This is a genomic window from Gordonia sihwensis, assembly GCF_029632925.1.
GTDB classification, from domain to species: Bacteria; Actinomycetota; Actinomycetes; order Mycobacteriales; family Mycobacteriaceae; genus Gordonia; species Gordonia sihwensis.
The window spans coordinates 3,831,694-3,852,468 of the sequence record NZ_CP121248.1 but is presented as its reverse complement, the minus strand read 5'-3'; the positions used below and the strand labels follow the sequence as shown (position 1 = coordinate 3,852,468).

Below are 20,775 nucleotides of genomic sequence, written 5' to 3'. Positions count from 1 at the left end.
TGTGCCTCTGTCGCGTTTCTACCGAGCTACTGAGCGAGCGACCTCCTCAGCGAGCTGCGTCGGCGGCGCCGAGTTCGGTATGCGACCCCGCGTGTGCCAGTTCGCCGGAACGGTCTTCCAGATGGGCGCGCAGGAACCACTGGAACTGCTCGAGTTCGCGCGTCTGGCCGATCAGGACGTCCTCGGTGATCGGATCGATCATCCCCGCCTTGGCGATGGCGTCGCGATGGGACTTGACGACCCCGGTGTAGACGAGGTCGAGGGCCGCGAGATGCGCCTGGACGGTGTCGCGGCCGAGATCGTAATCGTCCCAGTCGCGATTCTTCGTGATACCCGCCGACGTCCCGCTCGGCGAGCCGCCCAGCGTCGCGATGCGTTCAGCGAGCACGTCGGCGAATCCGCGGACCGTGGCGGTCTGCGGGTCGAGCATTTCGTGGACTCCGATGAAATTGGGGCCCACCACGTTCCAGTGAACATGCTTGAGCGTGAGATGCAGATCGATCAGGGAACTGAGCCGGTGCTGCAGGATCGAGATCAGTGCATCGGACTCGGTGTGCGAGAGACCGCCGATCTCCGGCTGATGGGTGTTGATGAGTGACATGGTGCCTCCTCGTCTGTCGGGTCGGCCGTTGCACGGGCGGGTGATCGCTCGGCGATCATGCCCTCCTGCGGCGGCCGCGTGGATGATGCAGGTGCTCGTACTCGTCGGCCTCCTCGGCCGTCGTCTCCGGGATGAGCGGGTCGTGCTGGGGACGGTCGAGCGCGCGATGGGACCGCAACCTCACCCGCGACCAACCGAGGCATCCGACCGCGGCCACAGCGCAGACCACCGTCGCCACGATCCACGGTGCGAGCGCGTCGTCGGCCGCCGCGGTGGTCAAGGTCACGGCGATCAGCACCAGGGCGATCAGGAGCAGCCCGTAGCCGATCAGCCCGAGCGCCTTCAGTGGACGAACGGTCGCGGCGCTCAGATGGTCTCCGGTCATGGGCGGGCCTCCTCCCGGCGTGGATTCGCTGCGTCTCATGTGAACCTCCTTGAACGAAAGGCATCAGGGCCGGCCCGTGGCCGCGACCGAGAACCGGTGCAGCAGAGCCTCGTCGAAGGCGGGCAGATCGTCCGGCGCCCGGCTGGTGATCAACGGACCCGGGCCCGAGTCGCACACCACCACCGGCCCGTCCTCCCACGTGGCGCCCGCGTTGCGCACGTCGGTTCGGAGGCTGGGCCAAGCGGTGAGCCGGCGACCCCCGATCAGACCCGTCTCGATGAGCAGCCACGGCGCGTGGCAGATCGCGGCGACGGGGCGGCCCGACTCCAGGAACCGCGCCGCGAACTCGACAGCGCCGGGAACGGTCCGCAGATAATCCGGATTCGCGACACCGCCGGGAAGCACCAGCGCATCGAAATCCGTGGGGTCGAGATTCTCGACCACCTCGTCGACCGGGTATGAGGCGGCGCGGTCCAGGTGGCGGAACGTCTGTACCGTTCCGCCGACGGTCGACACGAGAGTCGGAGTGCCACCGGCCTCGCGCACGGCCTGCCACGGGTCGGTGAGTTCGCGCTCCTCGGCGCCCTCCGGCGCGACCAGGAACGCGACGGCCCGTCCGCTCAGGTCGGGGTCGTGATGGTGCACTCTCATGGCGAACTCCCTCCAACTGTGCTGCGGCGGACATGCAGTGTCGGGATACCCCGTCCATTCGGCTCTCAAACGTCGAGTCGGTCGAACCTGCCGATGTCGACGCCCTGCCGCGGGCGATCGCCCTACCATCGGGTCCATGAGTGATTCCCCCGAACTGAGCCCCACCGACTGGGTGCGCGATCAGACCGAGAAGATCCTGGCCGCGGGCACGACCGACGTCGCGGACATCAACGGCATGAGAGTGGTGCTGTTCACCACGCTCGGCGCCAAGTCCGGCAAGCAGCGGTATGTCCCGCTCATGCGGGTCGAGGAGAACGGCAAGTACGCGATGGTGGCGTCCAAGGGCGGCGCGCCGTCGAACCCGTCCTGGTACTACAACGTGAAGGCACACCCCGAGGTCACCGTGCAGGACGGCACGGAGGTCTTCCACCTCACTGCGCGCGAGGTCTCCGGCGAGGAGCGCGAGCACTGGTGGAAGCTGGCGGTCGAGGCCTTCCCGCCGTACGGCGAGTACCAGCAGAACACCGACCGTCAGATTCCGGTTTTCGTCCTGGAGTGACCCGCCGTCACAGCACCAGTCGCAGTGCCGCGGTGGTCGCTGCCGCGACGACGATCACGACGGCCAGCGGCGCGCGCAGCAGGGCCGCCACCGCACCGGCTGCGACTCCGATCGGACGGGCGGGATCGCTCAATTCGGTGCCGGCGAACAGGGCGCCGGTGAGACCGACTGCGATCAACAGGATCATCGTCGACCGTTCCAGCAGGGTCTCCACCGCCGGTGAGACGGTGATCCGGCTGCGCAGCCGCACGCCGGCGACCCGGATCAGATAGGTCCCTCCGGCGAGGATCGCGACGCCGCAGGCGAACTCCCAGCCGGTCACGACGGCACGCTCTCCGGCTCGCGACTCCGGTCAACGTGCGGGCGGCCGGTCACCATCAGCCCGAGCGGAATTCCGAACAACGCCAGCACAATCGGCAGTCCGGCGGCCACGAAGCCCGCCGTCGCCAGCGCGATGGTCCCGCCGAACAGGGCCGCCCAACGCGTCTCCCGGTCGCGCAGTGCGGGAAGCGCCAGGGCGATGAGCAGAGCGGGGAAGGCGGCGTCCAGCCCGAGCGTCTCGGGCGAGGCGATCACCTGCCCGACCATCGCACCGGTGAGCGCGCCGAGTGGCCATGCGATGACGACCGCGGTTCCGCAGATCACGAAGGCCGACCGTGCGGCCGTCACATCGCGGTGACCGGCCGAGTAGACGGCGGTCTCGTCGTTCACCATGTGGGCTGCGGCGTATGCCGATCGGTCGTCCCGGAGGAATCGGCCGGCGGAGAGCCCGTACGAGAAATTGCGCAGGTTCACCAGCAGGCCGGCCAGTGCGCCGACCACGGGCAGCCCGCCGCCGGCCACCACCGACACGAAGACGAACTCGGACGATCCGGCGAGTACGACGCAGGCCATCAGCAGGACCTGCCACCACGCCATGCCGATCCCGTGTGCGGCGGCGCCGTACGAGACGCCGACGATCCAGAGGGAGAACGCGATGGCGATGATCTCGCGGGGCGTGCGTCGCACGACTGTTCTCCATGATGAACGCATGTCCACTATGATGAACCTATGGAAGAGGTTCGTCAAGATGAACGTTCGTCCGCTATGTCGAACGATGTGAGTCCGCAGAAACTCGTCGCGGCGGCACTGAAGAGAGAGCGGGCGCGGGCGGGCATCTCCTTGGCCGAACTCGCGCGCCGTGCCGGAATCGGGAAGTCGACTCTGTCACAGCTGGAGTCCGGGGAGGGAAACCCCAGCGTGGAGACGCTGTGGGCTCTCAGCGTCGCACTCGGAATCCAGTTCTCGGCGTTGGTCGACGCGCCTCGTCCGACCGTCGAAGTGATCCGGCTGGGCGAGGGGGCGACGATCTCCGCCGGCGAGGCCGATCATTACAGCGCCACCCTGCTGTCGGCGGCGCGGCACGGCACGCGCCGCGACGCCTATCTGATCCGCGCCGAGCCCGGCCGTCCCCGAGTCTCCGAACCGCACGCCAGAGGAGTCGTCGAACACGTCGTGCTCTGCTCGGGCCGGGCGTCGGTGGGGCCGACGGAGGCGCCCGTGGAACTGTCGCCCGGCGACTACGTGAACTATCCCGGCGACATCGAGCACATCTTCGACGCTCTCGAGGAGGGGACGATCGCGGTTCTGCTCAGCGAGTCCTGAGAGCGCTCACAGGTCGCCCGGCAGCTTGTCACGGCGGATTCCGCGCCAACTCGGATGGCGCAGGTGCCCCGTCGACGTCCAGTCCATGAACTGCACGTCCGCCACGAGCTTCGGCAGCACCCATGTCGCGCTGCCCGCGACGGGCTTGTCGATGTCGTCGATGAACGGGCACATGCTGATCCGCAAGGGCCGGAGTTCTTCGAGCAGTGCGTCGAGTTCGGCGTCGCTGAAACCGGTGCCCACCCGGCCGAGGTAGCGCAGGCCGCGCTCGGCGGGCAGGCCGACCAGCAGTGATCCGATCTTCGACTCGGAGCCGCGACCGGGCCGGTAGCCGCCGATCACCACTTCGATGTCGTTCCAGTTCTTCTGTTTGCGCCAGTCGGGGCTGCGGCGTCCGCTCGCGTAGGACGAAGCCCGCCGTTTCGCGATGACCCCTTCCCACCCCCGGTCCCGTGCGGTGCGGATCGCGGTGTCCGCCGGCCCGGGAAGCAGCGGCGGCACATCGATCAGCGGTTCGCCGTCGAAGTAGTCGAGGGACTCCAGGATCTCGCGCCGCACCTCCCACGGCTGCTCCCACACTCGGACGCCGTCCAGGTACAGGACGTCGAAGAGGTGCACCCGGAGCTCGTGTGGCTCGGCTCTGCGCCTCCGCGATGCGAGCAGCGAGAAGTCGGTGAGCCCGGCGTCGTTGATCGCGACGATCTCACCGTCGAGCACGGCGTCGACCGGTCGGCCGCCGGAGACCAGGAGGTCACCGAACACGGACAGTTCCGGGAAGTCGCCGGTGAGGTCGTTGCCCGACCTCGAGATCAACCGGACCCGGCCGCCCACCACCCTGATCAGTGCCCGGAAACCGTCCCACTTGCCCTCGTACGCCCAGTCGTCGGTCAGGGACTCGATCGGGTCGTCGGTGGCGAGCATCGGGCGGAGTCCGACGAGACCGGGCAGCGGATCGTCGACCTCGCTGTCGCGGGCGGGCGCACTCTCTCGCGGAGGCGGCGCGACGCTCTCCCTCCGAGAGCGTGAGGACCGTTTCTTCCGATACTCGCCGAGGTCGACGACCGCGTCGCCGGGAACGGTGGTCGTCTGGACCGGCGGGCTCGCCTCCGACAGTCCGGCGAGCAGATCGCCGTCGTTCTCGTAGCGGTCGAGGACCTCGGTGCAGAGCAGATGGGCGAGTCCGGACTCGGACAGTTCGTCCCACGACCGCGGCGCCGCGACCCACGGCCGCTCGCGTCCACGCAGCGAGTACGGCGCGAGCGTCGTCTTGGCGGCGGTGTTCTGGCTCCAGTCGATGAAGACCCGGCGCTCGCGCTCGGCTTTCGCCATGGTCGCGGTGACGGTGCGGGGGTGCGCCTGCGCCAGGACGGTCGCGATCTGGCGGGCCACGGTGCGCGCCGATTCGGACCGCACGGGCGATGCGAGGCGCCCGTAGACGTGAATCCCCTTGGAACCGCTGGTGACCGGGAACGACTCGAGACCGGCGTCGGTCAGCATGGCGCGGATGTCGAGGGCCACGGCGGCGCAGTCGTCCAGTGTCACGCCGGGCCCGGGATCGAGGTCGAGCACGATGCGGTCGGTGCGGCGCTCCTCGTCGTCGGACAGGTCGATGCGCCACTGCGGCACGTGGAGCTCCAGCGCGGCCACCTGGGCCAGCCACACCAGATCGGCAGCCGACCGGACCACCGGGTACACCGTCCGGCGCTCGGAGTGCTCGATCGTGAAGCGGGCCACCCAGTCGGGTGCGCCTGCGGGGAGGGTCTTCTCGAAGAACGGCGCCGACTCGACTCCGCCCGGCCAGCGTTTGCGGGTCACCGGGCGCGAGGCCATGTGCGGCACCATCGCGTCAGCGATCCGGATGTAGTAGTCGACGACGTCGAACTTGCGAGTCCCGGTCTCCGGATACAACACCTTCTCGAGGTTGGTCAGCACAATCCTGCGCCCGTCCACGTCGAGATGCGATCGCGTCATAGGAGACCATTGTCCACGCGCACACCTGCCTCTAGGCTCTCTTTCCTGGCACAATGACGGACATGCGCTCGATCTGGAGAGGTGATCTGAGCTTTGGTCTGGTGAACGTGCCGGTCAAGGTGTACTCCGCCACGGAGAGCCACGACCGCAGTTCGCATCAGGTCGATTCCGCCGACGGAGCCCGGATCCGGTATCGGCGGGTGCGGGAGGGCACCGATACCGAGGTCGAGTTCTCCAAGATCGCCAACGCCTACGAGTCCGAGAGCGGCGAGCAGGTGGTGCTGACCAAGGAAGACCTCGCGACCCTGCCGGTCAACAAGAGCCCGGAGATCTCGATCCTCGAGTTCGTGCCGATCGACCAGGTGGACCCGATCTACTTCGACAAGCCGTACTACCTGGAGCCGGCGTCCAAGTCGCCGAAGGCGTATGTGCTGCTCGCGAAGGCGCTGGAGACCACCGAGCGTCTCGCCATTGCGAATTTCACGCTCCGGAACCGGACACGGCTGGCAGCGCTGCGGGTCATCGACGGCGTGATGACCCTGCAGACGCTGCTGTGGCCGGACGAGGTCCGGGTACCGGACTTCGACTTCCTGAACGCCGACGTCGAGATCCGCGATCAGGAACTGGACATGGCGTCCTCGCTCATCGAGACGATGGCCTCGGACTTCGACCCCAGCCAGTTCGAGGACACCTATCAGGTGGAGCTCGGAAAGCTCATCGAGGCGCGAGCCGACGGTGGCCAGGCATTCTCGGAGACCGAAGAGGAAGCGCCCGACGACGACTCGGAGGTCGCGGACCTTCTCGCGGCGCTGCGGGCGTCGGTCAAGAGCCGCGGCCGGGAGGTCGAGGACGAGAAACCGCCCGCGAAGAAGGCGGCGAAGAAGGCTCCGGCCAAGAAGGCCGCCAAGAAGAAGTCGGCCTGAAAACTTTGGCTCCCGGAACGGTCTCTCAGGCCGTTCCGGGAGCCGAAATCTCTGCGGGACACCGATCTGTACAGTGATGCACATCATAGATGTCGCTCGGGTGATGGAGGATGGCGGAAATGGCTGATGCGCAGCGTGGCGGGTCGACCCACCAGCCGCTCGACGTGCTGATCGTCGGAGCGGGACTGTCCGGAATCGATGCCGCCTACCGGCTCCGGGATCGGAATCCGGGGCTGGACTACCGGATCGTGGAGCGTCGGTCGCGGATCGGCGGCACCTGGGATCTGTTCCGGTACCCGGGCGTGCGTTCGGACTCCGACATCTTCACCCTCAGCTTTCCCTGGAACCCGTGGCGAGGCTCGCGGACGATCGCCGAAGGCGACCAGATCCGCGACTACCTCGAGCAGACCGCCCGCGACTTCGGCATCTACGACCACATCACCTTCGACGTCGACGTGACCGGCGCCGACTTCGACACCTCGACCGACCTGTGGACCGTGGACGCGCTGATCGGCGGGGTGCCGCAGACGATCGTCACCCGCTTCCTCTACATGTGCACCGGTTACTACAAGTACGACGCCCCGTATCGGCCCGACTTCCCCGGCGAGGAGACGTTCACCGGGACCTTCGTGCATCCGCAGTTCTGGCCCGAGGATCTGGACTACGCGGGCAAGAAGGTGGTCGTCATCGGTTCCGGAGCCACCGCGGTCACGCTCATTCCGGCGATGGCGCCGACCGCAGGCAGTGTGACCATGCTGCAACGCTCGCCGACCTACATGTTCCCGTACCCGTGGGAGGACGGGATGACGAAGCTGCTGCAGCGAGTGCTGACGCCGCAGCTCGCGCACGATGTGATCCGGTGGCGGAACGCCTTCATCACCCTCGGCCTGTACCTGTTCTGCAGGAGCTTCCCCAAGCTCTCGCGGCGGCTCATGCGGCGGATCGCGAAGTCGATGCTGCCCAAGGGATTCGACGTCGACACTCATTTCCGGCCCAAGTACGAGCCGTGGGACCAGCGACTGTGCGTGATCCCCGACGGCGATCTGTACCGCGCCGTCAAGGCCGGCGACGCGGACGTCGTCACCGACACCATCAAGCAGATCACTCCCACCGGCATCGACCTCGACTCGGGCCGTCATCTGGAGGCCGACATCATCGTCACCGCGACCGGTCTGGACCTGGTGACCTTCGGCGGCGCCTCACTGTCGGTGGACGGCGAGCACTTCGAGGCGGGCGACAAGTACGCCTACCGCGGATACATGCTGAACGACGTTCCCAACCTCGCGTGGTCGGTCGGGTACACCAACGCCTCGTGGACGCTGCGGGTGGACCTCACCAGTCAGGCGGTCGCCGAACTGCTGGCGTACATGCGCCGGCACGGGTACACCCGCGCGGTGCCGTCCCTGCACGGCGCGAAGCCTCAGACGCACCCGTTGCTCGAACTCGACTCGGGCTATGTGCGGCGCGCCGGGGCCCGACTGCCGAAGGCGGGCGACCGTGCACCCTGGCAGGTGCGCCACAACCTGGTTCTGGACGCGATCGACGCGCGCAAGTACGACGTGACCGAGGAGATGACCTTCGCCTGAACGACGGTCGACGGGTTCCGTAGCAGGAGTTTGAGACGTACAGTGCAGTCATGTCTCAGCTGACGCGCGACGAAGCCGTCGCCGATTTCTTCCGTCGTGCCGAATCTCAGGAGGTGAGCGACCCGGCCGACCTCGACCGGATCTGGGCCGCTCTTCCGGTGGTGCAGGTGGACGAGCTGATCGGCTCGTGGCGGGGTGGGGAACTGCCCTCGGGGCACCCGATGGACGGCCGGTTGGCCGCGGTGAGGTGGCACGGGAAGACCTTCCACTCGTGGCACGACGTGAAGCCGATGGTGTGCGTGGCCGACGACGGCTCGCTGTACTCCGACACCGAGATCGGCAAGGGCGAGGCGAGCGCGTGGATGGTCGGTTTCCGAGGCGAGTCGACGGCCTCGATGGTCTACGACGGTCAGCCGGTCATCGACCATTTCAAGCGCGTCGACGAGCGGACGCTGATGGGGATCATGAACGGGAAGACGTCGCTGGTCCGCGACCGGCACTTCTACTTCTTCCTCGTCCGGGGGTGACGCCGCACAGCCGCCGATCCGGCCTGCCCGGTGTGCGGGAGCCGTCTGTGGGGAACAATGGCCGCATGGTTTCGATCGGCTTCGGCAGGGCTCGGCAGAACGACATCTACACCGCGGGGGTACACGGGCGGAAACCCACGGTCCCAGCGGATTTCGCGGAACTGGAGCGTCGCGCCAAGGCCGTGATGAGCCGGCGCGGCTGGGCGTACATCGCCGGAGGTGCGGGCGAGGGCCGAACGATGGAGGCCAACCGGGACGCGCTCGACCGCTGGGCGATCGTGCCGCGCATGCTGCGCGACACCTCGCAGCGCAACCTCGAGATCGAACTCTTCGGGCAGAAGCTCAGCGCACCGGTCCTGTTCTCCCCGGTCGGCGCGGGCGCCCTCGCCCACCCGAACGCCGACGTGCACATCGGCGAGGCCGCCGCTGAACTCGGTGTCCCGTACATCTTCTCCAATCAGGGCTGCGCGCCGATGGAAGACGTCGCGGCAGCGATGGAATCGGTGCGACCCGGCGCGCCGCGGTGGTTTCAGCTGTACTGGTCGACCGACGACCGCCTGGTCACCAGCCTGATCGACCGCGCCGAGCGGATGGGCGCCGCGGCTCTGGTCGTCACCCTCGACACCACGATGCTCGGATGGCGGCCCCAGGACCTCAACCTCGGTTCGCTGCCCTTCGCCCGCGCCGAGGGCATCAGCCAGTACACCTCGGATCCGTCGTTCTGGGAGATCGTCGCCGAGCGGATCAAGGCTGCCACCGCGGAGAAGCCGGAGATCTCGGTGGGCGCGATCAAGACCCTGTTCTCGATCGCCCGCAACGTACCCGGCGACCTCCGCACCAACCTGACCGCACCCGAACCGCGCGCGGCGGTGCAGACCTTCCTCGACATCTACTCCCGCCCGTCACTGAACTGGGACGACATCGCGACCCTGCGCGACCGCACCTCGCTGCCGATCGTCCTCAAGGGGATCCTTCATCCGGACGACGCTCGCCAGGCGGTCGACTCCGGAATCGACGGCCTCATCGTCTCCAATCACGGCGGTCGGCAGGTCGACGGCTCCATCTCCTCGACCGACGGGCTGGTGGACGTGGTCGACGCCGTCGACGGCCGCGCGAAGGTCCTCGTCGACTCCGGCTTCTACACCGGGTCGGACGTGTTCAAGGGGCTGGCGCTGGGAGCGGACGCGGTGTGCATCGGGCGGCCGCACATGTACGGACTCGCACTCGACGGCACGGCCGGAGCCCGCGACGCGGTGGCGAACATCATCGGCGAACTCGATCTGACGCTGGGACTGTCGGGCCACCGGGACGTCGCCGACCTGGACCGCAGCGCTCTCAAGCACCTCGGCTGACGCGGACCGGCCGGCGGGTCAGACCAGCGGCCGGCCGGTCCGCATCCGCCACCGGACGTCGGCGAGCAGCAGGTTGAACGGGAAGGCGGTCAGCGGGCGGGGCAGGATCCGGAGGACGCGCCGGGCGATCGCGTTGTGGGTGTTGAAGAGCAGTTCCTGCCGTCGCGACATCCGCACGCCCATCTTCTTGCGGAACTCGGGCGGCAGGAAGCCGAGGGTCATGGCCTCCGACCACCAGCCCGCCATCAGCGAAACCGGACGCGGAAGAAACTCCATCCGCACAATCTTCAACAGGTAGTCGCGGATGGTGTCGTCGATCTCGATGCCCTCGACCGTCTCGTTCCAGTAGGCCTCGAAGTCGGCTCGGGTGGCGGGCCACATCTCCGGCGGCATCTGCAGGGTGGTTCCCATCACCGCGCCCTGGCGGTAGGCGTCCTCGGTGATCTTCGACGGATCGCCGAAGAATCGCTGGGTGTCCTCCCACCCGCGATACAGACATGCCGCCACCCACAGCTGCAATTCGGGATCGAAGGCGTTGTACTTCACCGGGCTGTCGTCGGTGGAGCGCACCTGGACGTGCGCCTTGTTCACCGCCTGCCGGTACCGACGGCGGTCGTCCGCGGTGCCCATCGCCGCGACGGCGAGGTAGGTGAGTGTGGTCCGGGTTCGCTTCACCGGGACCTTGAAGAGGTTGCCCGACTCCACCTTGCTCTCGTAGACGCCGTATCCGACCGCGGGGACGGCCAACTGCATGATGACGTTCGCCGGGCCCGCGAGCAGAGCCAGGCCGAGCATGTCGAGGTCGTCGACGGTCTGCGCATCGAGTTCACTCCGCTTCGAATGACGTTCCGCGACTGAAGGATCGAGTGCTTCCGCGGTCATGTTCGCCTCCCGGGCGGATGAACTGATAACGACTGTTTCCCCTTTGATTCAACGCCCGCGTGGCCGAGGTGTCAAGATGTGTGTCGTGACTGAATCCGACGACGCTCCGGGAGGGCTGCGCGATTACGGCGGCGAATCCGGCGACGCCCGGGTGGCCCGCCGTCGTGCCGCCCTCATCGACGCCGCACTCGACATGCTCTCCGAGTCCGAGCCGGGAGCCGTCACCGTCCGCGGCATCTGTGCCCGCGCGTCGCTCACGCCGCGCTACTTCTACGAGAGCTTCGAGAACGCGGACACGCTGGTCGGCGCCGCGTTCGACATGATCATCGAGCAGATCGCCGACCGCGCCCTGGCCGGTTTCAATGCCGGCTCGAGTGCGCGGGGGAAGGTCGTCGGTGCCGTCGAGGCGATCGTCGACGTCATCGAGGGCGACCCGCGGAAGGGGAGGGTGATCTTCTCCGACACCCTGCGCAGTCCGGTGCTGGTGCGCAAACGCCTCGAGATGCTGAAGATCTTCACCGAACTCACCTTCCAGAGTGCGCCCGCGGTCGCGAACGTCAGCGGAGGTCAGCAGACTCTCGCCGCGGCGCATTTCCAGGTGGGCGGCCTCGGCCGGCTGCTCGCGTCGTGGACGGAGGGGCTGATCGATCTCGACCGCCCGGCGCTCGTCGACATCTGCGTCCGGATGCTGCTTCCCGAGAGTCGCGCCGCGGATGCGTCTGGGGCCCGGCTAAGTTGAGTGCATGACGAACTGGCGTGACTACGGCGAGCCCGACCTTCCGGCGCCGTTGGCCGCGGCGCTCGACGCGTTCGTCGAGCACGGCTATCACGGCACCTCGGTCCGCGACATCGCCGCGCGTGCGGGGTTGTCGGTCCCGGGGCTCTACCACCACTATCCGTCCAAGCAGTCGCTGCTCCAGGGGCTGCTCGAATTGACGATGTCCGACCTCCTTCGCCGGTCGGAGGAGGCGCTGGCCGCCGCGGGCGACGATCCGCTGGCGCGCTTCGACGCCGTGGTGGAGTCGCTCCTGCGATTCCACATGTACCGGCGTGAGCAGGCGTTCGTCGGATCCACCGAGCTTCGCAGTCTCGATCCCGAGTACCACCGCGTCTACATCGGTCACCGGATCCGGCAGCAGCGGATGGTCGACGAGGTGGTCGAGGACGGCGTGGTGTCCGGCGCGTTCACGACGGATGCGCCGAAGGGTGCGGCCCGGGCGGTCGCGACGATGTGCGTCGGTGTCTCCACGTGGTATCGAGTCGACGGGCCGATGAGCGCCGACGAGTTGATCGCTCAGAACCTGGTGTTCGCCCGGTCGATCGTCGGACATGTGGCGGGCTGAGGGGCGATCGCCGAATGCTTGACGTCGTGCGGGGCCGCATGACAACCTAGCCCTGACCGAACGTTCGCTCGGTATGAACACGGAGGCTCAGATGGCTGTCGATCTCGCATACAGCGCGCAGGTGCGCGACCTCGTCGAACGGACCTCGGCGTTCATCGCCGAGGAAGTTCTCCCCATCGAGAACCGTTTCGCGGGCGACGTCGCCGCGGCCGGCGGCGACGACCTGCGCCGGGAACTGAACGCGAAAGCCAAGGCCGCGGGCGTCTTCGCGCCGCACGCGCCGGTGGAGTTCGGCGGACTGGGCCTCAACATGAGCGACCGCGCACCGGTGTTCGAGGCCGCGGGAGCTTCGACGTTCGGGCCCGTCGCACTGCACATCGGTGCACCGGATGAGGGCAACGTGCACATGCTCGCGCACATCGCCACGTCGGAACAGAAGGACAAGTACCTGGCGCCGCTCGCCACCGGCGAGGTGCGCAGCGCGTTCGCGATGACCGAACCCGCCCCCGGCGCAGGCTCCGACCCGAACGCCCTGTCGACGACGGCGGAGAGGGTCGCCGGCGGATGGAAGATCAAAGGCCGCAAGCAGTTCATCACTGGAGCCGACGGTGCCGGATTCTTCATCATCATGGCCCGCACCGTCGGGCAACGGGGCGACCGCGGTGGTGCGACCATGTTCCTCGCACCCGCGCACACCGCGGGCATCGAGGTGGAGCGGCACATCCACACCACTGACAAGTCGATGATCGGCGGGCACTGCGTGGTCGGTTTCACCGATGTCTTCGTACCCGACGAGGACGTCCTCGGCGCCCCGCACGAGGGTTACCGGTACGCGCAGGTGCGGCTCGGCCCGGCGCGCATGACTCACGTGATGCGCTGGATGGGCACCGCGGTGCGCGCGCACCGGATCGCCGTCGACTACGTCGAGCAGCGCGAAGGCTTCGGCGGGCGACTCGCCGACCTCGGCATGATTCAGCAGATGATCGCCGATAACGAGATCGACCTCGCCGCGGCGCGGGCGCTGCTGGTCCGGGCCTGCTACGAACTCGATCTCGACGAGCACGCCTCTGACTCGACGTCGATCGCGAAGACCTTCGGTGCGGAGGCGTTCTCGCGCGTCGCCGACCGGGCCGTGCAGATGTGCGGAGGCCTCGGAGTCTCAGAAGACCTTCCGCTGGCGCGTCTCGCCGCGGAGCTACGACCGTTCCGGATCTACGACGGCCCCAGCGAAGTCCACCGGTGGGCCATCGCGAGGCGGGCGGTCGGACGCGCACGCAGGGCTCGTGAGGCGACGAGGTGACGGCGGATCATCCCGGTCTGGGCGCTGAGAGCCTGCGAAAGCTGTTGGCGGCGAACGGTATCGATGTCGTGGGTGAGTTGCGGATCGACTTGATCGGCGGTGGACGGTCGAACCTGACCTTCGACGTCCGCGACGACGGCAGTCACTGGGTTGTTCGACGGCCCCCGATGGGCGGGCTCACACCGTCGGCGCACGACATGAATCGTGAATGGAACGTGACCTCGGCGCTGGCGGCGACCGATGTGCCGGTGCCGCGGACCGTCGCGATCGACCGTGACGGCGAGTACATCGGTGCTCCGTGCACCGTCGTAGAGTTCGTCGACGGCGCCGTGATCCGCTCGGTGGACGACCTCGCGACACTCTCCGACGCCGAGGTGACCGCGAGCGCCGACGCACTGGTGCGGACACTCGCGGCTCTGCATTCCGTCGACTACGAAGCAGTGGGCCTGGGCGATTTCGGCAGGCCGGACGGATTCGCCGGCCGGCAGGTCAAGCTGTGGGCTCGTCAATGGGCGCTGGTCAAGACGCGTGAGCTCGACGACGTGGAGCGCCTGGCGACGGCGCTCTCCGAGCGGGTGCCGGCGCGGACCCGGAACTCGATCGTCCACGGCGACTTCCGGATCGACAACACCATCCTGGCTCCCGGTGACCCGGGCACCGTCGCCGCGGTCGTCGACTGGGAACTGTCCGCGCTCGGCGATCCGATCACCGACCTCGCGCTGATGTGCGTGTACCGCGAGCCGGTGTTCTCGTCGGTTCTCGGATTCGATGCGGCGTGGACGAGTGACCGGTACCCCGATGCGGACGGACTGGCCGAGCGCTACGTCGCCGCGACCGGTGCCGACCTGGGCGACTGGGCCTTCTACCTCGCCCTGGCGAATCTGAAACTCGGCGTCATCGCGGAGGGGATCACGCACCGAGCGCTCTCCGGAGGCTCGTCCGGATCGGCGGGCGCCGAACGCGCCGCCGAAGCCACCGCCGAGTTCATCGCCGCGGGTCTGCGCGCGCTGAGGTAGAGGTCGGCCCTGCCTGCCGGTTGAGCCGTCCGGAACGTAGTGGGGGTGTCGGGTGGTTTCGACTCGCTGCGCTCGCTCAACCAGCCTTTGGGGGGCTGCTCGAAGAGCCTGCGGGGGCCTCGCTCGACGAGCCTGGGAGCTTCGCTCGGTGGGCTTTGTCGCTGGGTCGGCTCTTGTCGGCTGGTTGAGCCGTCCGGAACGTAGTGGAGGGCGTGTCGAAACGTGGTGGGGTTTGGTTTCGACTCGCTGCGCTCGCTCAACGAGCCTTGTGGGGGCCGCTCAACGAGCCTTTTGGGGGCTGCTCGAAGAGCCTGCGGGGGCCTCGCTCGACGAGCCTGGGAGCTTCGCTCGGTGGGCTTTGTCGCTGGGTCGGCTCTTGTCGGCTGGTTGAGCCGTCCGGAACGTAGTGGAGGGCGTGTCGAAACTTGGTGGGGTTTGGTTTCGACTCGCTGCGCTCGCTCAACGAGCCTTGTGGGGGCCGCTCAACGAGCCTTTTGGGGGCTGCTCGAAGAGCCTGCGGGGGCCTCGCTCGACGAGCCTGGGAGCTTCGCTCGGTGGGCTTTGTCGCTGGGTCGGCTCTTGTCGGCTGGTTGAGCCGTCCGGAACGTAGTGGAGGGCGTGTCGAAACTTGGTGGGGTTTGGTTTCGACTCGCTGCGCTCGCTCAACCAGCCTTGTGGGGGCCGCTCGACGAGCCTGGGGAGGGCGCGCTCGCTCAACAAGCGTGTGGGGGCCGCTCAACGAGCCAGGGGACGAGCATCGGGCGGCGCTAGCGGTAGGTCAGGAGGCCGGAGTCGAGGGCGGCGAGGTGTTCGTGGGCGTTGAAGGAGACGAGGGTCAATCCGCTGCGGCCGGCGAGGATCTTGGTGATCGAGGTGTTGACGAAGGTGCGCGACATCTGTGGCCACGACTGCGGCGGGATGTCCCACAACTGTGCCACCAACTGGGTGATGGAACCGGCCGACGACACCACGAGCACGTTCTTTCCCGACCCGGCCGCATCAGCGGCACGGTCGGCTGCGGCGCGGGTCCGCTTGGCGTACATCGCGTACGTCTCGGGGCCGATGTCGGCGCCGTCGACCCATTCGTGCAGGGCGCTGGTGATGGCGTCCTGGAAGGGTCTGCCGCCGTCACGGTAGATGTCGTCTCCCTCCGGGAGGGGCGGCGTGACGTACTCGTTCCAGTCGGGATCGATCGTCGGCGCTGCGGCGTCGGGAAAGGCTTCGAGGACGCCGGCCATCGTCGCGCGCTGTCGGGGGAGATCGCCGCAGAACATGGCATCGAATCCGGTCACCTGTCGGGCGAGCGCTCGGCCGGCGGCGCGAGCCTGAGCGAAGCCGAGCTCCGTGAGGCCGGGGCCGCTCACGGCGTCGGCGTCGGGTCCGTAGGCGTGCGCCGGAGCCTGACCGTGCCGGACGATGTACAGAACTCCCACGCCATTCCTCGCTGCCGAGCCGTGGCCCGCGAACCGCGAGCCGGAACCGATCACACCGTCTCGCGCCCGGGGCGACTGAGGCGGCTGCCACATTCTCAACCTATCGGGTGCTCCTCACTTGCACGCGGACAGGGTGCTTGCTACTTTTGGCGATCATGACCAGTCAGCTCGCCGCGATCGGGGAGGTCACGTATGTGACCACCGCTCTCGGATGCCGTCTGCCGCTGGCCCGGGTCCTTTGTTGTTGCCGAATGCGCTGACCCAGCTCCGCCTCGCGCTGATCTGCGCGAGACCACTCGCGGCGTGACCGCCTCTGCCGGTCCGCCCAGGCAACAGGACTCCAAAGAAACATGACTTCTGCTCTCGACCGTCCGATCCTGTCGAAATCCGCTCCCGTCGGCGTCGTGGTTCGCCCCGTCGCGGGCGCCGCCTCCCGACCCGTTGCGAAACCGTCCGCCCCGCACGTCACCACGGCGAAGCTGCAACTCTCCACCAAGGCCGCCGCGCTGGTGCTGCGCACGGCGCGGGTGTCCGGACCGGTGTTCCGCGACGACGCCGCCGCCCTGACGGGGCTGTCCATCTCCACCGTCAACCGTCAGGTGAGCGCATTGCTCAAGGCCGGCCTCATCCGTGAGCGCGCCGATCTGACCCCGCCCGGTGCGGTCGGGCGTCCGCGAGTTCCGTTCGAGATCAACACCGACGGATACCTCACGGTCGGCATCCACATCGGTTACAAGGTCACCTCGATCACGACCCACGATCTCCAGCATCGGGTGGCCGGTGCGATCGCGATTCCCACTCCCCAGGCCGAGGACCCCGACGCGGTCGTAGCTCAGATCGGTGCCAGCGCCCGCCGGTTCGCCGACCGCTGGGTGGGCAAGCGCCTGTTGTGGGCCGGCGTGGCCATCGGTGGTCGCGTGGCCGACGGCGGCTTCGTCGACCATCCCCGTCTGGGCTGGGAGGGCGTCCCGGTCGGCAGGCTGATCGCCGAGTCGCTCGGACTGCCGGTATCGGTCGCATCGCACGTCGAGGCCATGGCCGCAGCCGAACAGGTCGTCAATCCCGCCGACCAGAGCCAGAACTTCCTCTACTTCTACGCTCGCGAAATGGTGGGCATCGCGTTCAGCGTCGACGGTGCCGTGCACACGCCGGCCGCAGGCCCGCCCACCATCGGGCACTTCCCGACCGGTCCGACCACCCTGCTCGATCCCGACCGCACCGGACGCCTCGAGCCGACGGTCAGCGATTCGGGCATCCTCTACGCGGCCCAGCGAGCCGGACTCGAGGTCGATTCCCTCGACGAGCTGCGGACGCTGGCACGGACCGGGAACACGGTCGCCAACGACGTCCTGACCGAACGCGGCGAGGTGCTCGGCCGCACGGTGGCGCTGATCTCGGACATCTTCAATCCCGACCACGTCATCCTCGGCGGACAGGCCTTCACCGACTACCCGGAGGCGCTGCCGGCCGTGAGCAAGGCGCTGCGCGCCACCACGGTCATCACCCAGCGCGACGTCCGCGTGGCACGTTCGGCCATCACGGTGCAGCAGAAGGCGGCGGGTGCGGTCGCACTCGACGCGATCTACGCCGACCCGCTCGACGCACTGTCGTACACCGCGTAGCCACACGACGCCGCGGCGCGCGGCCTACCCGGACGGCGGACCGAAGCCCTCACGGGAGAGGACTTCGCCGCCGGTGGGACCGATGACCGTCTTCACGAAGTCTTCGGCCAGCGACTTGTCGTCACTGGACCGGACGACGGCGATCGGATATCTGTTGATCGCCTTGGCGAACACCGGATCGTCCACCGTGGAGACGCTCACGCCGAGGCCGGGGCGAGCCTGCGTCTGGTAGGCGAGAGCGGCGTCGGCGCGCCCGGACGCCACGTACGCGACCGCGGCCTCGCCGGAGTCGACGTGGATCGGATCGGTGAGCGCGGCCGACTCGATCCGTTCGACGTCCACCACGGCCGCACCGCACGGCAACCGGTCGGAGCACACCGCCACCCGGAGACCGGAGCGCGCGAGGTCGGCGAACCCCGTGACATGGCCGGGGTTTCCCGGCGGAACCACGATGACCAGCGAGTTGGAGGCGAAGCGCCGGGGGCCGATCACCCGCCGGCCGAGCCTGTCCATCGACGCCTCGTCGTCGGTCGCGATGACATCGGCCGACGCAGCCGAGGGGCCGGCGACGGTGACCCGGGCGCCGGGGTGCTGTTCCTCGAACTCGGTCGCGATCGCCGCCATCACGGCCTGCAGCGACGACGGAGCCGACACCGTGATGGAGGAGTCCTCCGTGCCTGGCGAGCATGCGGTCGTCACGCCCGTGAGCAGGAGCGCGGCGGCCCCCGCCAGTGCGCTGCGGCGCGGGGTGGAACTCCTGGTCCTCATGCCTTCAGACCTTAGAAGGTGCGGTGCCGGCGGTCCGGCGCACCCGGCCCATCCGGCCGCCTCACGCCGTCCAGTTGCGGTCGCGCACGAGCTTGTACGCGCGCAGCTTGCGGTAGCCGCGTACCGAGAGCGACGGGATCGGCCCGACGTGTGTCGCGGCGTTGTCGCGGAGTGCGGTGGCGAGGGCCTCGTCGATCAATGTGGTGCCCGACCGCGCCGCGCTCGCCAGCCGGGAGGCGATGTTCACCGGCTCGCCGAAGACATCGCCCATCCGCATCAGCACGTCGCCGCGGGCCATGCCGATGCGCAGGCTCGGCAACTCGCCGTCGGTGCTGAGACGGTGCAGTTCGACGGCGATCTCCGCGGCCGCGCCGGCGTCGATGACGGTGAACAGCACCGCGTCGCCGATCGTCTTCACGATATGACCACCGTGGTCGGTGATGATCGTGTGCGCCGCGGACTCGAAGGTCTCCAGCAGCGTCTCGAGTTCGGCCATCCCGAGACGCCGGGACAGTGAGGTGTAGCCGACGATGTCGGCGAATCCGACGACCACCTCGGTGTGCTCGGCTGCCCGGCCGGCGTCGGTGAGTCCCACCGCCAGATGCCGCCGCCAGACGAGATCCTGCACTCGTGCGAGCGCCTCAACCATCTCCTCGGCCGTGGCGTCGACGGTGGGGTCGGCCGCCAACCGAGTGATCTCCTCGGCCTGCCACTGCGCCAGTCGCGCGGTGGCCTGTCCGATCGCCCGCGCCGCGGCGAGTTGGGCGGTGGAGTCCATGGCCTGATCGTTGCCGGCGAAGACGCCGAGCGCGGCCAGGTCCTCCTCGGAGAAGCGCTGACCCGAGCCGCCCTCGCCGCGGGCGAAACCGAAGGCGTTCCAGAACCGCTGCGCGTACTCCGGATCGAGCCGCAGGGCGGTGATCAGTTCGTCCCGCGAGTACTCGAGCGGAGGGTCAGACACCCATCACACCTTTCATGAGGTAGGCCATGCGGGCGGCGAACTCGGGGCGCGGCGTGCTGCGCGGCAGCCGGACCGCGTCGTTGACGATCGCCAGCGCTGCATGCACAGCCAGGACCGCCGATCCGGGCGGCCGGTCGGCGTCGATGCCGGTGAGCAGCTGCACCCAGCGTGCCACGTAGCGGCGCTGCACCGCCAGCAGTTCGGCGGCCTGCGGTTCGCCCGCGAGGACATAGGAGCTGACGAAGCCGACGAGCAGGTCGGGAGAGGAGGTGACGGCGTCGACGTAGTGGTCGACCAGTGCGTTCAGCCGCCCCGCCGGATCGGGTGTGATCGCGTACGCGGCCATCACGCCGGCCTCCAGTCGCATGGCGCTGCGCTGGCTGATCCCGACGAGGATCGCCAGCTTCGACGGGAAGTGCTTGTAGACGCTCGGCCCGGTGATTCCGACCGCCGCGCCGATCTCGTCCATTCCCGTTCCGGCGAAGCCGTTCTCGGCGAACAGGCGGGCGGCGGCGTCGAGGATCTCGTCGCGGCGGGTGGGGGCGTCGTCGCCCGGCCCGGCGGTCTGGCGCAGGGGGACGGCGTGGCTCGGCGTGAGCCGGATGGTCTGGCGGACCAGTGCGAGGACCATCTCCTCCATCTCGTGCGCACCGCTGCGAACGGCACGCCCGGCGCCGCTGCCGACCACGCTGAGCACGGCGCCGGCCAGATACATCGACTCGCGTTCGGTGAGCTCGGGTCTGTCGGCGCGGATGGCCGAGGCCCACTGTCGGAGCACGGCGCGGGTGCGGCGGACCACATCGGCGTTCTCGTCGGCCGACAGGTGCTGTCCCGACCAGCGCCACAGCGACGTGGCATGCGGGTTGGAGATGCTCAGCTCGGTGACGCTGGCGGCGAGGGCGTCGGCCGGATGGTCGCTGCTCGCGAGGTCGGCGCCCGCGGTGCTCTCCTCGAGCTCGTCGACGCGGGTCTGGACCGCCGCCAGCAGGAGCGCCTGCTTGTCGGCGAAGTGCCGGTACACCGTCGGCGCGCTCACGCCCGCCCGGCGGGCGATGTCGGTGACCGACACATGCGGGTAGCCGCGCTCGGCGAACAGCACTGTCGCTGCATCGATGAGCTGGCGGCGCCGATCCGTCGACCGCGTGCGCCGGGTCGCCTTGGTGGTTGTCATGATGAACCGACCATAGCCGATGGATGGCTGTATATGAACCACTTGACCACTGGGTATAGCCAAATACGTTATTGCGGGTT

22 protein-coding genes are annotated in these 20,775 nt (G+C 68.4%); 11 read left to right on the top strand and 11 right to left on the bottom strand.

Features of this window, described 5'->3' with window-relative positions; translation table 11 throughout:
* Positions 1–46: 46 nt before the first annotated feature.
* The 3 genes from dps to P5P27_RS18360 all read right to left on the bottom strand — a co-directional run bounded on the left by dps (position 47) and on the right by P5P27_RS18360 (position 1,637).
* Positions 47–601: a DNA starvation/stationary phase protection protein Dps gene (gene dps / locus P5P27_RS18370; protein WP_278125435.1), complete on the bottom strand. Its 555-nt coding sequence runs from the start codon at positions 599–601 to the stop codon at positions 47–49.
* A gap of 55 nt (positions 602–656) precedes the next feature.
* Positions 657–986: a hypothetical protein gene (locus P5P27_RS18365; RefSeq protein ID WP_006896858.1), complete on the bottom strand. Its 330-nt coding sequence runs from the start codon at positions 984–986 to the stop codon at positions 657–659.
* Positions 987–1,049: 63 nt separating this feature from the next.
* A complete protein-coding gene (locus P5P27_RS18360) occupies positions 1,050–1,637 on the bottom strand; it encodes a type 1 glutamine amidotransferase domain-containing protein (protein ID WP_278125433.1) in 588 nt (195 codons plus the stop codon).
* A 136-nt stretch (positions 1,638–1,773) separates the two neighbouring features.
* On the opposite strand from P5P27_RS18360, the gene P5P27_RS18355 reads away from it, so the two are divergent.
* Entirely contained in the window at positions 1,774–2,196 is a 423-nt protein-coding gene (locus P5P27_RS18355; protein WP_006896856.1) for a nitroreductase family deazaflavin-dependent oxidoreductase, read from the top strand.
* A 7-nt stretch (positions 2,197–2,203) separates the two neighbouring features.
* Here P5P27_RS18355 and P5P27_RS18350 read toward each other — a convergent pair whose 3' ends face one another.
* Together P5P27_RS18350 and P5P27_RS18345 are read right to left on the bottom strand one after the other, a co-directional pair.
* The gene (locus P5P27_RS18350; protein WP_006896855.1) at positions 2,204–2,518 is read right to left on the bottom strand and encodes an AzlD domain-containing protein; all 315 of its coding nucleotides are present in this window, start codon (positions 2,516–2,518) and stop codon (positions 2,204–2,206) included.
* Positions 2,515–3,204, bottom strand: a complete 690-nt coding sequence (locus P5P27_RS18345; protein WP_278125430.1) for an AzlC family ABC transporter permease — start codon at positions 3,202–3,204, stop codon at positions 2,515–2,517. Before P5P27_RS18345 ends, P5P27_RS18350 begins: the two co-directional genes overlap by 4 nt.
* A 42-nt stretch (positions 3,205–3,246) precedes the next feature.
* Between P5P27_RS18345 and P5P27_RS18340 the strand changes: the two genes are divergently transcribed.
* On the top strand, positions 3,247–3,840 hold the full coding sequence (locus P5P27_RS18340; RefSeq protein ID WP_411815707.1) for a helix-turn-helix domain-containing protein: 594 nt from the start codon (positions 3,247–3,249) through the stop codon (positions 3,838–3,840).
* A 6-nt stretch (positions 3,841–3,846) separates the two neighbouring features.
* Here P5P27_RS18340 and ligD read toward each other — a convergent pair whose 3' ends face one another.
* Complete coding sequence (ligD, locus tag P5P27_RS18335; RefSeq protein ID WP_278125428.1) at positions 3,847–5,811, bottom strand: non-homologous end-joining DNA ligase; 1,965 nt, start codon at positions 5,809–5,811, stop codon at positions 3,847–3,849.
* A gap of 62 nt (positions 5,812–5,873) precedes the next feature.
* Here ligD and ku point away from each other — a divergent pair, with 62 nt between their 5' ends.
* From ku to P5P27_RS18315, 4 genes are all read left to right on the top strand, one after another.
* Positions 5,874–6,734, top strand: a complete 861-nt coding sequence (gene ku / locus P5P27_RS18330) for a non-homologous end joining protein Ku (RefSeq protein ID WP_006896851.1) — start codon at positions 5,874–5,876, stop codon at positions 6,732–6,734.
* A gap of 119 nt (positions 6,735–6,853) precedes the next feature.
* Positions 6,854–8,320 (top strand): flavin-containing monooxygenase, encoded by a 1,467-nt coding sequence (locus P5P27_RS18325; RefSeq protein ID WP_278125425.1) that lies wholly within the window; start codon positions 6,854–6,856, stop codon positions 8,318–8,320.
* 50 nt (positions 8,321–8,370) lie between these two features.
* Positions 8,371–8,847, top strand: coding sequence for a DUF4334 domain-containing protein (locus P5P27_RS18320; protein ID WP_006896849.1), 477 nt, complete (start codon positions 8,371–8,373; stop codon positions 8,845–8,847).
* Between the two features lie 65 nt (positions 8,848–8,912).
* Positions 8,913–10,199, top strand: coding sequence for an alpha-hydroxy-acid oxidizing protein (locus P5P27_RS18315; RefSeq protein ID WP_278125422.1), 1,287 nt, complete (start codon positions 8,913–8,915; stop codon positions 10,197–10,199).
* Between the two features lie 18 nt (positions 10,200–10,217).
* On the opposite strand, the gene P5P27_RS18310 is transcribed toward P5P27_RS18315, so the two are convergent.
* Entirely contained in the window at positions 10,218–11,081 is an 864-nt protein-coding gene (locus tag P5P27_RS18310; RefSeq protein WP_006896847.1) for an oxygenase MpaB family protein, read from the bottom strand.
* 76 nt (positions 11,082–11,157) lie between these two features.
* Between P5P27_RS18310 and P5P27_RS18305 the strand changes: the two genes are divergently transcribed.
* The 4 genes from P5P27_RS18305 to P5P27_RS18290 all read left to right on the top strand — a co-directional run bounded on the left by P5P27_RS18305 (position 11,158) and on the right by P5P27_RS18290 (position 14,740).
* Positions 11,158–11,820 carry a TetR/AcrR family transcriptional regulator gene (locus tag P5P27_RS18305; RefSeq protein ID WP_222110828.1) on the top strand — a complete coding sequence of 221 codons (663 nt, stop codon included), beginning with the start codon at positions 11,158–11,160 and terminating at the stop codon, positions 11,818–11,820.
* Positions 11,821–11,824: 4 nt separating this feature from the next.
* On the top strand, positions 11,825–12,424 hold the full coding sequence (locus P5P27_RS18300) for a TetR/AcrR family transcriptional regulator (protein ID WP_006896845.1): 600 nt from the start codon (positions 11,825–11,827) through the stop codon (positions 12,422–12,424).
* A gap of 91 nt (positions 12,425–12,515) precedes the next feature.
* Entirely contained in the window at positions 12,516–13,724 is a 1,209-nt protein-coding gene (locus P5P27_RS18295; RefSeq protein ID WP_039867641.1) for an acyl-CoA dehydrogenase family protein, read from the top strand.
* The gene (locus P5P27_RS18290) at positions 13,721–14,740 is read left to right on the top strand and encodes a phosphotransferase family protein (protein WP_278125418.1); all 1,020 of its coding nucleotides are present in this window, start codon (positions 13,721–13,723) and stop codon (positions 14,738–14,740) included. Before P5P27_RS18295 ends, P5P27_RS18290 begins: the two co-directional genes overlap by 4 nt.
* A 767-nt stretch (positions 14,741–15,507) precedes the next feature.
* Here the strand turns inward: P5P27_RS18290 and P5P27_RS18285 are convergent.
* Positions 15,508–16,173 (bottom strand): histidine phosphatase family protein, encoded by a 666-nt coding sequence (locus tag P5P27_RS18285; RefSeq protein WP_006896842.1) that lies wholly within the window; start codon positions 16,171–16,173, stop codon positions 15,508–15,510.
* A gap of 350 nt (positions 16,174–16,523) precedes the next feature.
* On the opposite strand from P5P27_RS18285, the gene P5P27_RS18280 reads away from it, so the two are divergent.
* On the top strand, positions 16,524–17,795 hold the full coding sequence (locus P5P27_RS18280) for an ROK family transcriptional regulator (RefSeq protein WP_278125417.1): 1,272 nt from the start codon (positions 16,524–16,526) through the stop codon (positions 17,793–17,795).
* A 24-nt stretch (positions 17,796–17,819) separates the two neighbouring features.
* Here P5P27_RS18280 and P5P27_RS18275 read toward each other — a convergent pair whose 3' ends face one another.
* The 3 genes from P5P27_RS18275 to P5P27_RS18265 all read right to left on the bottom strand — a co-directional run bounded on the left by P5P27_RS18275 (position 17,820) and on the right by P5P27_RS18265 (position 20,695).
* Positions 17,820–18,563, bottom strand: a complete 744-nt coding sequence (locus P5P27_RS18275; RefSeq protein ID WP_006896840.1) for a substrate-binding domain-containing protein — start codon at positions 18,561–18,563, stop codon at positions 17,820–17,822.
* A 61-nt stretch (positions 18,564–18,624) separates the two neighbouring features.
* Positions 18,625–19,524 carry an adenylate/guanylate cyclase domain-containing protein gene (locus tag P5P27_RS18270; protein WP_062367265.1) on the bottom strand — a complete coding sequence of 300 codons (900 nt, stop codon included), beginning with the start codon at positions 19,522–19,524 and terminating at the stop codon, positions 18,625–18,627.
* A complete protein-coding gene (locus P5P27_RS18265; RefSeq protein WP_278125413.1) occupies positions 19,517–20,695 on the bottom strand; it encodes a TetR/AcrR family transcriptional regulator in 1,179 nt (392 codons plus the stop codon). Before P5P27_RS18265 ends, P5P27_RS18270 begins: the two co-directional genes overlap by 8 nt.
* Positions 20,696–20,775: the final 80 nt, after the last annotated feature.